This is a genomic window from Micromonospora sp. DT47 (assembly GCF_049844475.1).
GTDB lineage: Bacteria > Actinomycetota > Actinomycetes > Mycobacteriales > Micromonosporaceae > Micromonospora.
The window spans coordinates 135,423-148,171 of the sequence record NZ_JBNCLC010000012.1; the positions used below are offsets into that span (position 1 = coordinate 135,423).

12 protein-coding genes are annotated in these 12,749 nt (G+C 71.2%); 4 read left to right on the plus strand and 8 right to left on the minus strand.

The annotated features are described in order from the left end of the window. The first annotated feature begins 66 nt into the window (after positions 1 to 66). Complete coding sequence (locus ACLQ2U_RS19855; protein WP_425752184.1) at positions 67 to 1,251, plus strand: sensor histidine kinase; 1,185 nt, start codon at positions 67 to 69, stop codon at positions 1,249 to 1,251. Next, positions 1,239 to 1,910 (plus strand): response regulator, encoded by a 672-nt coding sequence (locus ACLQ2U_RS19860; protein WP_425752185.1) that lies wholly within the window; start codon positions 1,239 to 1,241, stop codon positions 1,908 to 1,910. The genes ACLQ2U_RS19855 and ACLQ2U_RS19860 overlap by 13 nt, the downstream gene beginning before the upstream one ends. 77 nt (positions 1,911 to 1,987) lie before the next feature. Here the strand turns inward: ACLQ2U_RS19860 and ACLQ2U_RS19865 are convergent, their stop codons facing one another. Beyond that, on the minus strand, positions 1,988 to 2,635 hold the full coding sequence (locus ACLQ2U_RS19865; RefSeq protein ID WP_425752186.1) for a DUF2461 domain-containing protein: 648 nt from the start codon (positions 2,633 to 2,635) through the stop codon (positions 1,988 to 1,990). 254 nt (positions 2,636 to 2,889) lie between these two features. Here ACLQ2U_RS19865 and ACLQ2U_RS19870 point away from each other — a divergent pair, with 254 nt between their 5' ends. Then, positions 2,890 to 3,657: a maleylpyruvate isomerase family mycothiol-dependent enzyme gene (locus tag ACLQ2U_RS19870; protein WP_425752187.1), complete on the plus strand. Its 768-nt coding sequence runs from the start codon at positions 2,890 to 2,892 to the stop codon at positions 3,655 to 3,657. Positions 3,658 to 3,734: 77 nt separating this feature from the next. Here the strand turns inward: ACLQ2U_RS19870 and ACLQ2U_RS19875 are convergent, their stop codons facing one another. The 3 genes from ACLQ2U_RS19875 to ACLQ2U_RS19885 all read right to left on the minus strand — a co-directional run bounded on the left by ACLQ2U_RS19875 (position 3,735) and on the right by ACLQ2U_RS19885 (position 6,116). After that, entirely contained in the window at positions 3,735 to 4,130 is a 396-nt protein-coding gene (locus ACLQ2U_RS19875; RefSeq protein ID WP_425752188.1) for a nitroreductase family deazaflavin-dependent oxidoreductase, read from the minus strand. Positions 4,131 to 4,295: 165 nt separating this feature from the next. Beyond that, positions 4,296 to 4,844 carry a VOC family protein gene (locus ACLQ2U_RS19880; protein WP_425752189.1) on the minus strand — a complete coding sequence of 183 codons (549 nt, stop codon included), beginning with the start codon at positions 4,842 to 4,844 and terminating at the stop codon, positions 4,296 to 4,298. Positions 4,845 to 4,904: 60 nt separating this feature from the next. Then, positions 4,905 to 6,116 carry an MFS transporter gene (locus tag ACLQ2U_RS19885; RefSeq protein WP_425752190.1) on the minus strand — a complete coding sequence of 404 codons (1,212 nt, stop codon included), beginning with the start codon at positions 6,114 to 6,116 and terminating at the stop codon, positions 4,905 to 4,907. Between ACLQ2U_RS19885 and ACLQ2U_RS19890 the strand changes: the two genes are divergently transcribed. Further along, entirely contained in the window at positions 6,106 to 6,702 is a 597-nt protein-coding gene (locus tag ACLQ2U_RS19890; protein ID WP_425752191.1) for a hypothetical protein, read from the plus strand. The two genes, ACLQ2U_RS19885 and ACLQ2U_RS19890, sit on opposite strands and share 11 nt — an antisense overlap. A 195-nt stretch (positions 6,703 to 6,897) precedes the next feature. Here the strand turns inward: ACLQ2U_RS19890 and ACLQ2U_RS19895 are convergent, their stop codons facing one another. The 4 genes from ACLQ2U_RS19895 to ACLQ2U_RS19910 form a co-directional block, all read right to left on the minus strand. Further along, positions 6,898 to 8,331 carry a hypothetical protein gene (locus tag ACLQ2U_RS19895; protein ID WP_425752192.1) on the minus strand — a complete coding sequence of 478 codons (1,434 nt, stop codon included), beginning with the start codon at positions 8,329 to 8,331 and terminating at the stop codon, positions 6,898 to 6,900. 10 nt (positions 8,332 to 8,341) lie between these two features. Continuing rightward, complete coding sequence (locus ACLQ2U_RS19900; RefSeq protein WP_425752193.1) at positions 8,342 to 10,366, minus strand: trypsin-like serine peptidase; 2,025 nt, start codon at positions 10,364 to 10,366, stop codon at positions 8,342 to 8,344. 15 nt (positions 10,367 to 10,381) lie between these two features. Then, a complete protein-coding gene (locus ACLQ2U_RS19905; RefSeq protein ID WP_425752194.1) occupies positions 10,382 to 11,254 on the minus strand; it encodes a hypothetical protein in 873 nt (290 codons plus the stop codon). Positions 11,255 to 11,343: 89 nt separating this feature from the next. After that, the gene (locus ACLQ2U_RS19910; RefSeq protein WP_425752195.1) at positions 11,344 to 12,726 is read right to left on the minus strand and encodes a S8 family peptidase; all 1,383 of its coding nucleotides are present in this window, start codon (positions 12,724 to 12,726) and stop codon (positions 11,344 to 11,346) included. Positions 12,727 to 12,749: the final 23 nt, after the last annotated feature.

Here is a 12,749-nt window from a genome sequence, read left to right on the forward strand (position 1 = left end):
CCGGGTCCATACCAGCCACGACTTTGGTAGGTCCCGCCCGGCGCCTGGACCTCGTAGGCTGCGCACATGTCGGCCCTGCTCTTCGCCCTGCTCGTGCCCGAGCCGGCGGGCAGCGGCCGGTCGGCGCTGCGTGACCGGGTCGCCGACGGGATCGCGATCGGGCTGGCCCTGTCCTACGGGGCGGTCATGGTGCCCCTCGGCGACGCGACCACGCCCGGAGCTGCCCTGCCGTGGCCGGTTGACGTTGCCATCGGTACCGCGTGCGCGCTCGCCCTGGTGGTGCGCCGGCGCTGGCCGCTCGCGCTCGCCCTGGCGCTGCTGCCGTTCGGTGCGGTGTCCGTGATGGCGACCGGTGCCATCACGGTCGCGCTGTTCACCGTCGCGATCCGCCGCCGGGCGCGGGTCGTGCTGCCGCTCGGCGCCGCGCACATCCTGCTCGGCGCCGTGTACTCGCTGCTGCACGACCATCCGTCGTTCCCGCTCTGGGTCGACGTGGTGGTGCGTGCGGGGCTCACCGTCGCCGCCATCGGCTGGGGGCTTTTCGTGCAGGCGCATCGGCGGCTGACCCGCTCGCTGCGCGAGCGCGCCGCCCGGCTGGAGGCCGAGCAACACCTGCGCGTCGACCAGGCGCGGTTGACCGAACGTGCCCGGATCGCCCGGGAGATGCACGACGTCCTCGCCCACCGCATGTCGCTGGTCAGCCTGCATGCGGGGGCCTTGGAGGTGCGCACCGACGCGCGGCCCGAGGAAGTCGCGCTTGCCGCCGGGGCGATCCGGGACAGCGCGCACGAGGCGCTGCAGGAGCTGCGTACCGTGATCGGGGTGCTCCGCGACGGGGCGGCCGGGCGGCCGGAGCCGCCCCAGCCGGACCTCACCGACCTGCCGGAGCTCGTCGACAGCGCCCGCGCCACCGGGATGACGGTCCGCTACACCTGCCGGGTACCGCCAGCTGGCCCGTCGGCGGTCCTCGGCCGCACGGCATACCGGTTCGTACAGGAGGGCCTGACGAACGCCCGCAAGCACGCCCCGGACGCGACGGTGGACGTGCTGCTCGACGGCACCGCCGGCGAGGACCTGCGGATCATGATCACCAACCCCTGCCCGCGTACCCCGGCACGACCGGCCGTACCGGGCGCCGGGATGGGCCTCGTCGGCCTCGGCGAGCGGGTCGCGCTCGCCGGCGGGCGGATCGAGTACGGCGTCGACCGCGACGCGTTCCGGCTCCAGGCCTGGCTGCCATGGCCGAGCTGAGTCGGCCGATCCGGCTGGCCATCGTCGACGATGACCCGCTGGTGCGGGCCGGGCTGCGCATCCTCCTCGGCGGCTCACCCGACATCGAGGTGGTCGCCGAAGGAGGCGACGGCGCGGAGGCGATGTCGCTCGCGGACGCCCACTGGCCGGATGTGATCCTCATGGACATCCGCATGCCCAAGGTCGACGGCCTGACCGCCACGCAGCGCATCCGGTGCCGGCCGTCGGCGCCGCAGGTGATCGTCCTGACCACCTTCCACGCCGACGAGTACGTCCTCGAGGCACTGCGCGGCGGCGCCAGCGGCTTCCTGCTCAAGGACACGCCGCCACGCGACATCATCGAAGCGATCCGCACGGTCGCCTCCGGCGCGGCCACCCTGTCGCCGACCGTCATCCGACAGCTCATCGACCACATCGCCGACCCGGCGGCAGGCCCCCGGCGCCGCCAGGCCCGGGCCAGCCTGGCCAGGCTCACCGACCGCGAGCGGGAGGTGGCCGTCGCGCTCGGGCGCGGCATGTCGAACGCGGAGATCAGCGCCGAGCTGGGCATGAGCGTGCCGACCGTAAAAGGGCACGTATCCCGGCTGCTGACCAAACTGGAACTCAACAACCGCGTCCAGGTCGCCCTGCTCATCCACGATGCCGAGCTGCCCTGGTAGGCGCGGGGACGACACCGGAGGCGCCGTGTGACCGGACACTTATGACTGAGAGAAGTTCGTTGAGCTGCGGGGCGGGCTCAGCGCTCCCGCGCTGGCATTGTGGCAGGTCCCACGTGCCGATCGAGCCAGTCGCCGAGCGGCCGCGTCGTGTGCAGGAACTCCACGATCCGCGGCTTGGCCGCGGCCGTACCCAGCCAGCCGGCGACCGGCCACTGTTTCCAGGCAACCAGGCCCTTGTTACGGAGCAGGTCGGCCCGCGGGTGATCGCGCGGATATCCCCGCGGCGCGGTCTTGAGCGTCTCGCGGCCACCGACCTCGATCTGGTGACGCTCAATCTCCGCAATGATCTCTTGCAGCTCTCCGCCGCTGGCGTCGTCGGCCACCGCCCGGCGGTACCGCTCCAGCTGGTCGGTGGCCATCATCCACATCCCGTTGCCGGCGCCCAGGCCATCGGCGGAGAGCTGGACATACCCGCGGTGCTCGAGCACCGCCCCGATCGCGGTCTTGTACGGTGATTTGTCGGCGCTGAACCGGACGTCTCGATTTGGCCGAAAGATCTTGCCCTTGCCGAACTCGGGCTCCAGCTCGGCGAGCAGCTCCGTCATCGGGGCCTGCACCTGGTCGTCGTAGATCGCCTTATGCGCAGTCCAGTATGTCTTTGAGTTGTCGGCCGCAAGTCCCTCGTAGAACTCCAGAGCCTCGGCTGGCCATCCCTTGAACACCACGATGCCGAGGGTATCGCGCGGACCCGTAGTCGGCGGGATGGTTGATGCCTGCGCCGTGGGCGCCTCGGTGGTCCTCTGCACCACCCTCAGCCGCCACGCGGTCACGTCGAGAAGGGGACGGGCTCCCAGCAGCGGGCCAGCCAAGCACGCACCAGTAATTCGTTGGCAGCCGGCGTCGACGGAGGCGCTACGCGACCCGGGGGAGGTGAAACATGCCGGAAGCTTTTCATCGCGTTGCCCTCTAACATGCCGCCATGCCGACACACCTGAGCTTGAAAGATCACCTCGCGGCTCTTGTCCGCAGCGGCGCCGCCCTTCGCGAGGCGGCTGCCGCAGCCGGGTTCGATGCAACGGTACCCACATGTCCCGGCTGGGATGTCACCGAGCTGGTGACCCATCAGGGCATGGTGCACAGATGGGCGGCGGCGAACCTGCGCGGCGACACCGACCACGACACCTCAGCTTCACAGGCCGAGGGCAAGGCCGCCGCCGATCTGCTCCGCTGGTACTCGGACGGCCTCGCCGCCCTGGTCGATGCCTTGCACGAGACGACGGAGGACGCCCAGGCGATGGTGTTCCTCAAGGACGCCCCGCCGCCACGCCGATTCTGGGCGCGACGCCAGGCCCACGAGACAACCATTCACAGCGTAGACGCGATCTCGGCCGTCCATGGACGGTGGCCGACAGCATCGGACGTAGACCTCGATCCGGTGCTGGCTGCCGACGGGATCGATGAGCTTCTGACGGGCTTCATCACCCGAGGAAAGGGCCGGCTCCACTCGGCCGAGCCGTACACCGTGATGGTGAGGACCGACGACACCAGTCATGCCTGGACGGTACGGATCAGCGAAGGCCCAATCGTGACGACACCAATCGAGGCCGAGCGGGCGGACGTGGTGTTTTCCGGCACCGCAGTGCAGGTCTACCTGAGCCTCTGGAACCGGGCCGACGAGATCACAACGGAGGGCCGATCCGACGTCGTCGACCAGTGGCGATCACAGATCCAGATTCGCTGGAGCTGACGTAACCGCCACCTCGTACCAGGCGGCGGTCACGGTCGCCGCGCTACTGCAACGGTGGTAACCCTTTGACGACACGCCTAATCGACGTGGTCCGCGTCGGGCGCGGTTCGGAGATGGAGGAAGTCGGTCACGCCGATCATCCCGACGAGCTGGCGGACGACCGGCGGCATGTCCCGGCGGGTGGGGTCGTGCACGAGGCGGGGACGGGTGAGGGGCACTCGCCGGCGGCGGGACTCCAGCTCACAGCCGCCGGCCGCCAGCACGTTTCTCGCCCAGTCGGTGACCCCGTAGGTCAGCGCCGCGACGTAACCGTCGGACGTCCGGAAGATATTGATCGGCGTCCGGTACTCGCGACCGGAGCGGCGGCCCCGATGGATGATGACCCCGAAGCCGGGAAGCCGCCAGGCCAGCGGACCGGTCACGCGGTTGGTGACGACGCGGTTGAACCGCGCCAACCGTCTGGGTAACACCATGGCCACCATGTTTCCCCAAGCGCGATCGGAGCGTCGGCCGACACTTAGATCGCTGCATTGGTTTTGCCACCGGCCGACGTTGGCCGCCCACTCGCCTACGCGTGACCCGATCACGATGGCTGGTCTGGCCATGACCAGGGCTGCCGGCAGCGCCGATCGTCAGGCTCAGGCGGAGGCTGCCCGACCCATCTCGGCGAGGATCCCGGTGCCCTGACCAAGCTCGATCAGGTAGCCGTCCGGGTCCCGCAGGTAGCACCGGATCTCGACGCCATGATCCTTCGGCTCGGTCAGGAACTCCCCACCCCGTGACCGCCACTGCTCATAGACCTCTCGGACGTCAGTGACCCGGACGTTCATCGCGGAGCTGAGCGTGTTCGGATCCGGCGGCGCCTGGGCCTGTACGCCCGGTTTGTCGTCGGTCGGACCGCCTTCACTGTTGATCACGATGTAGCTGTTCTGGAACCGCAGGATCGCCGGCTGGCGTTCCCGCACCACCGTCGCTCCCAGCACCCGGCGGTAGAACTCCCGTGAACGGTCCACGTCCCGCACGATCAGCAGGTGCGTGAGCACCAGCCCACCCTCGGGCTGGAAGTAGTCCGGCGCCTCGCTCGCCATCCACGCCTCCCCGCGTCCAATCGGCAGGACGCGTACCCGCTTGCGGCGCCGGCACACCCACCGGTTCGCCCCCCAGAACTCGCTGTCGGCGGGGGCCATCACGCGCAGCGCCGTGGCCTATCCCCCGGCCATCGCCCCGAGAAAGCGGGCGCCGGAAGATCACCGGCGAAGGACCCGGGCCTTGGTTGCCGGTCGAACGGTGGTGAGGAACAGGGCCAGGGCGACGGCCTCGATGCCGGCCACGGTGACGATCACGGCGGTGATCGAGCGGTCGTAGAGGGCGCCGATGAGCAGCCCACCGACCAGGGTTGCCCCGCCCAACCCGGCGGCAAAGATGCCATAGGCGGTGCCCCGCCGAGCGGCGGGGACGATGTCGGCGATGGCCGCACGCATGGTGGATTCCTGGATGCCGAGCACGGCGCCCCAGGCCAGGACCCCGGCGAACGCGGTCGCCGGGGTCCTGGTGAAGGCCGCAACCGGGATCAGGGCGGTCAGCACGGGTACGACGGCCAGTACCCGGACGCCGACCCGGTCATACAGCCACCCGGAGGCCAACGAGGCGAACGCGTCGATGCCCATCGCGGCGGCGTACACGACCGGGACCACCGCCACCGGTACGACGTGCCGGGTGGCGAGGTGGAAGCTGAGCACTCCGAAGGTGGCGTAGCCGGCCGTGGTCACCACCGTGAACGCCAAAAAGGTCCAGAACACGCGGGGCAGCCGGCCGCCCGGCGGGGCGGGTGCCGTGCCGGGTCGAGGGCCCGGTTCGAAGCGACGGGGCTCGGGTACGCCGGCGCGTAGCCACAGCAACAGGACCATCCCCGCCACGGCGGGAACGGCCAAGGCGAGGAAGGCGGGCCGGTAGTTGTGGGCGGTGACGGCCAGCACGGCGGCGACCAGCAACGGCCCGGCAACGCCGCCGGCCTGGTCGAGCGCCTCATGGACGGCGAAGCCCTTGCCACGGCCGACTGCCGCAGCGGCGTGAGAGATCATGACATCCCGCGCCGGGCCGCGGATCGCCTTGCCGACACGCTCCGCGATGAACAGCGCCGCAGCGACCCACAGCGCGGTGGTCAGCCCGAGAGCGGGCACGGCGACCATGGTCACGGCGTAGCCGACCAGGACGAGCGGCCAGTAGGCCCGGGTACGGTCGGCGAGGGGCCCGGTGGCCAGCCGTCCGGCCAGGGCCAACCCTTCCCCGACGCCGGTGACGAGCCCAACTACGGCTGCGGATGCGCCGAAGGTGGCCAGGTAGGGGCCGATGACTGACCGGGCGCCCTCGTACACCGCGTCTGACAGCAGGCTGACAACCCCGAACGCGGTCACGAACCGCCATGGCGTCCACCTGATCGTGAGCGCGGTGATTCTCACCCATGCAGTCTCGCCCACCCGCAAGCTGGCTGGGCATGGATCGGCCCGACTACCGTTTCGCCGGCGAGAACTGAGGAGGCGAGTCATGCAGGCAACGACAGTCGTCAACCTGAAAGGCCACCGCGACGACCCGGCGTACGCCGACGTGATCTACGCACCTACAGACGTAGGGCGGGGTAGCGAGGCTGCCGGCGACATCCTCATCGGTGCCGACGGCATCCACTCTCGCACCCGCCAGCTTCTCAACCCCGACTTGCCGAGTCCACGCTTCACCGGCCTGATCAGCGTCGGCGGGTACAGCCGCAGCACGAACCTGGCGGCGACCACCGGCACCCAACGTTTCGTCTTCGGCAAGCGGGCATTCTTCGGGTACCTGGTGCGCGAGTCGGGCGAGGTCTACAGGTTCACCAACCCTCACCGCCCGAACGAGCCGACCCCGCGGCAGCTGGCCCCCCGTCCTTCCGACGAAGGCACGGCCGTGGATGTCGGTCGCACCACCGCGACGGCGCAGGGCCGCGCGGTGGGCGCCGCGGACGGCACCCCGCACACGATCGCTGGCGGCGCCATCGTCTACGAACGCACCTGAGGTGAGGTCGGCGGTACGTGCGGCATTGGGCGGGGGTAGTTGGCAGGACGGTGCTGGGTGATGCCGGTGACCCACAACGCCGTCCGGCGGGCCGGCGACATCTGATGAACCTCGCGGATCCTCTGACCCAACGCCTGATCGGCCACCGCTCGAGGTGAGGCAAGCGCAGGCCGGTCGCGCCGCAGCAGCCGACGGTCACCGCTCGTCCCGGCGGAGTGGGACGCCGTTGCGCTGCCAGTTCCAGATGGGCGCAAGCCCGGGCTCCGCGGCGAGCACGGCGACGAGCAGCCGCATCTGGTCTTCCGGCAGCGGCAACCGTTCGATGCCGTCCGGTGCTCGGAATCTGCGCCGGGGCGTCGTCGTACCTGGATCGTCGCCGTCCTCAGCGGAGAATACCTTGAGCAGGTCGGTGCCGGTGCGGATGCCGGCGCGGCGGAGCCTCACCCGGGCCGCGGCGCCGCCGTCAGCGGCGCCACCACCCTTCCTGCGTTCCCGACGGACCTCTCGGCGGTCCGCCTGCTCGAGGTGGATCAGCAGGAACGCCTGGTCGACCCAGTCCACGAGCCGGCCGGTCGGTACCCGGGTATGAAGTATTACGTCGACGAGGTTCATCGTGGTCAGGTTCTGCATGTCCTCGACGCCTTCCTCGACCAGCCGAGCCTCGTACCAGAGGTTGAGCCCGTCGAGCTGGTCGAGGGGATAGTTCGGGGCGACGGTCGGGACGGCGTGCCGCAGCACCCGAGACGTCAGCCGCTCCAGGAACTGCAGCCCGACCAGCGGAAAGAAGCCGATGACGAAGGCGACCGCCATCTCTGCGCCCTCGACGACCGCCGCCGTGGCACCGACGACCTGGTGGACGACCGTGACGACCAGGAGCACCAGTACGACACGGAGCACCGCGCTGGCGTACGCGCTCGGGCGCAGGTCGCTTTGGAAATAGCGGCGCAGCAGCATCCCGGTGACGAACGCGTACGCACCGAGGAACGCGTACTTCAGCACGTCCCAGGCGCCGGCCGGGGCGACGACGAACCGGGTGTCCCACAGCACCGCGGCCCAGCCGACGGCGAACATCGCCGTCGCGAGGAACACCGGGAACAGGGACTCGCTGCTGACCAGATAGTCGTCCCGGTCTTCCACCGTCGTGGCGGCGGCGTTCCGCATCGCCGCCCGCGGTATCTGGCGGCCGTAGTAGGACTCGAACTTCTGCCGGTAGATGTTGTCCGTCCGCAGTGGCCGCCCGTCGGGTCCGCCGGCCGACGCGTCGGAGGCGACCTGCAGCTCCGGAAGGCGCCGCCGGCTGTCCCAGCCCAGCCGGTGCAGGTTGAGGACGTACTCGTTCCACAGCACCTTGGCGCGCATGCCGAGGAATCGCACGTACAGCCAGCCGGGCAGGAACGACAGGCACCAGAGTGCGAACAGCTTCAGCGCGCCGACGCCCCACACCTGCGGCTGCGGCCAACCCCGCTCCGCGTAGACGCCCGCCGTCAGCGCCGCGACCACGACCGCCAGCAGGATGATGCCGTTCAACCACATGCCGACGGCCTTGCGCTGCAACCAGATCCGGGTGCGCTCGCCGGTCAACCAGCCGACGAACCCGGGTCGGGTCAACCCCTGCGTCACCGCGCTCATGTCGCCCTCCTCACCGCACGGCCGCCCCATCGGCGACCGCGCGCGCCACCCGTGCATCGGACAGATACTCGGCGATGCTGTGCGCCCGGTCCTTGGCGTTGTCGGTCACCACGTCGAGCACGTCGGAGCCCCAGGCGCCCTGCAGCGGGCACCCGATCGCCACCGCGTCGGCGGGGCACCACGCGTTGACCCAGGTGGCGACCCGGTCGGGGCGGTGCGGTCCACCGGCGAGCAGTCGCTTGTAGACGGCATCCATGCCGAGCGGGCTGCCCGCCGTGACGAGGGTGTCGACGGCGATGGTGCCCGGCAGTCGGGTGAGCAGGTCCATGGCGACGACCGTGCCGAGGCTGTGGCTGACCAGCACCATGCGACCGTCGGGCGGCAGGCAGCCGAGCACCGCGTCGAGCACGCGGTCGCGCACGACCGGCCGATCGAGGTACGCGGCCACGTCGGCGAAGACGGCGGCGATGAGCGCCTCGTCCAGGCCGCTGCGGTTCGCCAGCCAGCTCAACGGCCGGTGCAGCCGGTTGACCACGGAATCCAGGAGACCCTCCTCGGTGGGCACGGCGAGGCCCCCTGGCAGGCCGGGCGCCGCGAGGCCCGCCGGCATGCCGGGCGCCGCGAGGCCCGCCGGCATGCCGGCCCGCTCCGCAGCCTCGAACACCAGGTCCTCGTAGAGCGACGCGGTCGACGGGTCGGCGAGCGCCTCCCGGCCGTCCACTCCCCGCTGGAGCTCCCCGGCGTAGAAGGGGAACCAGACGTCCGCGGCGTCGACCGGGCTCAGTCCCCTGGCGCCGAGTCCCGCGGCCAGGCCGGCGGCCCAGCCCGCCCGCAACCGCAGCGGATCTCGGCCCAGCTGGCCACGGCCGTGCAAGAAGACCAGGTGGGTGTCCCCGGCAAGTGCCGGCCGTCGCGCCCGCAGGCCGGCCACGATCGTCACACCGGCCCGCTCCGCAGGCCCGGTGACGGAGGGCCCGGTGACGGTCGGGGCGGGGACCGCCGGTCCGACCGGCTGGACGCCCGCCGGGACCGCCTGCGGCCCGAGGCCGTCCAGCACACTGCGCTGAGCAGGCGTCAGTGGCCGCCCGAAGAGGTGGCTCAGCAGGGCGCTGACGCGTACCCCTTCGTTGGCGATCCAGTGCACGGCGCCGTCGCCGTCCGACGGCCGCCACCGCGTGCCGTCGGGCTTGAGCCAGTTGCCCTTCGCGTCGGTCTTCGGGATCCCTGAGTGGTGCAGCGCGACGACCTCCCACTGGTCGTTGAAGACCGGCGACCCGGAGTTCCCGGGCTCGGTGTCGGTGCTGTAGTGCAGGAAGTGGTCAAGCTCGTTGACCAGGCCGTTGTTGCGCAGGGCCACCTCCTTCAGCCGACCCTGCGGATGGCCGACGATGTTCAGCCACTCACCGATGACGGCCTTGCCCTGCTGGTGGACCAGCCTGTTCCAGCCGAACTCGTCGCCGGGGAGGCCCCCGGGCCCGGGTGAGACGGCGACGAGGGTGTAGTCGAGCTCCTCGTCGGTGAGGAACAGCGTGCCCGGGCCGAGCCGGTACAGGGCGACCCGCCCGGCCTCGTGGTCGATGCCGTCCTCGCAGTTGAGCTCCAGCACCGCGCCGTCGGCCGCCGTCTCGTCGGGCAGGACGTGGTTGTTGGTCAGCAGCAGCGCCGGCGCGACGAGGAAGCCGGTGCCGGTGGGGATGCGGCGCCCCCGCACGTCGGCTGCGATGCGGCCCACCGTGCGGGCGGCTCGCGCGCCCCGAGAGAGGAAGTTGACGGCCTGCAGGTCGTTGGTGTCCGCGATGATCCGCTCCAGCAGCGTCGAACGGGCGACGTGGTCGCCCTCCGGCACCGCCCGCAGGATGGCCTCCGGCGTGACGGCGCCGGACCGGGCCAGCCGCCTGACCCGCGCCTCGACCTGGTCACCCGTGGCGACCACCCGCGTGGCACCGGTGCGCTGCCGGTGCTCGATCTCCGCCCGCTGCTGCTTCGTCCGGCGGTACCGCTCGGTCGCGGCCTCGATGTGCACGATGTTCTCCATGGTCTTTCCTTCTTCTCAACGCTCGTCGAAGAACAGCTGCTCGGGCGGATGCGTGAGGCGGATCTTGTTGCCGTCGACCGCGACGACCGTGTCGAGGCTGGTCCACTGCCCGGTGGGCAGGAGGGTGATCCGGTCGTCGCGCGCGTCCAGGTAGTCGACGAACCCGCCCAACGAGGGGTCGCCGTCGTTGAGCGCGAAGTAGTCGGCGAGGCGCCGGAAGAGCTTCGGCAGCAGGACGACATCGCGTTCCAGGTCGGCGAGACCGGCCGGCAGGGCCGCCCCGCTGGCGGTCTGGTCCGCCCGCCACAGCGGCCCGCCCGCGGCCCGGGCGGCCACGACGGCCCGGGCCATCGCCTGGCGCAGGTCCGCGTACAGCTTCCGGTAGAAGGTGGGGTACGCGTGCCCGCGGGCGAGCTGCCGGTAGTTGACGGTACGGCGGAGCATGGGGACCGTGACGTGCACGCGCTCCCCGCTCGGCTTGTCCGTCGGCGGGGCACCGCGGCCGGCCAGCGCGACGCAGCGGCCGTACACGTCGGCGCCGCGGGTGAACACGTAGCCCGGCACCTCGACGGGCGAGGCGTCGGTCACGGTCTCCCGCTCGTCGCGGTGCACCGAGCGGAAGCCCAGCGCGGACAGCAGGGCGGACGCGCTGGCGCGGCCGAGGTCGAGGGGCTGATGCGTCGGGATGCGGCCGGCTCTGTAGTGGGTCTCCAGCGCGTCGATGCCGTCCAGGCGCAGCTGGGCGCCGCCCGAGGCGTTGCGTCGCACCCGGTGCGGGCCCTCCACCCGGTCCCAGTGCGCGGGGTCGGTGGGATGGAACCGTACCGAGTCGCCGTCCGGCGCCGCGCCGACGACGCGGAAGGACCCGGTGATGACCAGCATCGGCATGGCCGTGCCTCCATTTCCGCGGACACTGTTCCGCTGCGAACTGGAGGCGCGCGCCGGCGCTCAGATACCTCGCCGGAGTGTCGCGTTCGCTACTCGGGCAGCAAAATTGCCCCAACGCCAGGCTGCGCCTGCTTTCGGGCCTCCTTGACCAGAGCCTTCGCGGCGGCGCGGCCGTTCTCGCCGGTCTTCGACATCCGCGCCGCGATCAACCCGGCGACGACCGGGGTGCTGAACGAGGTGCCGCTCCACCGGGCCATGCCGTGGAACGTCTCCACCCTCGGCGGGTTGTCGTACGGCGGCTCCCGATAGGTGTAGGTCCCCGTGGGGAAGGCGTTGACGAGGTCCTGGCCCGGCGCGTAGACATCGACCCATCCGCCGAAGTTGCTGAAGCCCGCCCGGCCACGCCCCGTCGCCGCGAGGGCGCCCACCGAGACGGTGTACGGCGCGGCCGCCGGCCAGAACGGCTTGCGGTCAGAGTCGTTACCGGCCGCGACGACCAGGACGACTCCCTTGTGGTGGCTCAGCCGCCGCTCGTGGAACACCTGAAACGTGAGCAGGCCGGACGCGTCGTACGTGTAAGTCCCGGCCGACATGCTGATCACGTCCGGGTAATGGCAGTCGAGGGCCACGTCGAGCGCCTGGACGAGATCGGACTCGAGGACGCCGCCGCCGAAGTTGAACACCGAGCGCACGTGGATCTCGGCCCGAGGCGCGACGCCGCGGACGACTCCGGCGATGAAGGTGCCGTGGCCGGCGTACTCGTTGATGGTGTGATTCGCCGTGTCGACACCCGGGTCGGGCTGGCCCGTCACCCCGGCGAGCCACGGGATGCGGGCGGCCGCCTCCGGGTCGAACCCGGTGTCCACGACGACCACCTTGACGCCCTCCCCCGCGCCCCGGTCCGTCGGGTGGCCGGGGTCCGGCGGGCTACCGGCGGGCACCGGCTCCGGCTCCACCGCCGGACAGCCACCGCCGTTGCCCGAGATGTGCACCACGTGGTTCAGCGACACCGCGCCGGCGCCGAGCCCTTCGATCACCTCGGTCCGGCGCTGGTCCGGACGGGACGGGTCGACGACCTCGACCGATCCGCCGTCGAGCACCAGCCGCAACGCCCTGATCGTGTCGTAGCCGCGGAGGTCGTCGTTCCGGTCGTCGGTGAGCTCCAGGCGGATCGTCCGCACACCGGCGATGACCGGCTCGACCACCGGCTCCTCGGTCGGTCGCGGCCGGCCCTGCGGCGACGTCCGGTCGAGTTCCCGGTCCCGCCGCGTCGGCAGCAGGTACACCCGGGCGAGGATGTCGCGGACGGCCGCGCCGTGCTCCTCGCGCACGAGCAGCCGGCCCACCTCGTAGAGGAACTCCGTGTCGGCGTCGTGGCTCCTGCCGGCGCCGATCTCGACGACCCGGCCGGCTCCCGCATTGAACCGGCCCTTCATCAGCTCCCACTGGATCTCCTGCCCGGTCCTGCCCATCGGTGCCTCCTCGGTCAGGTGTC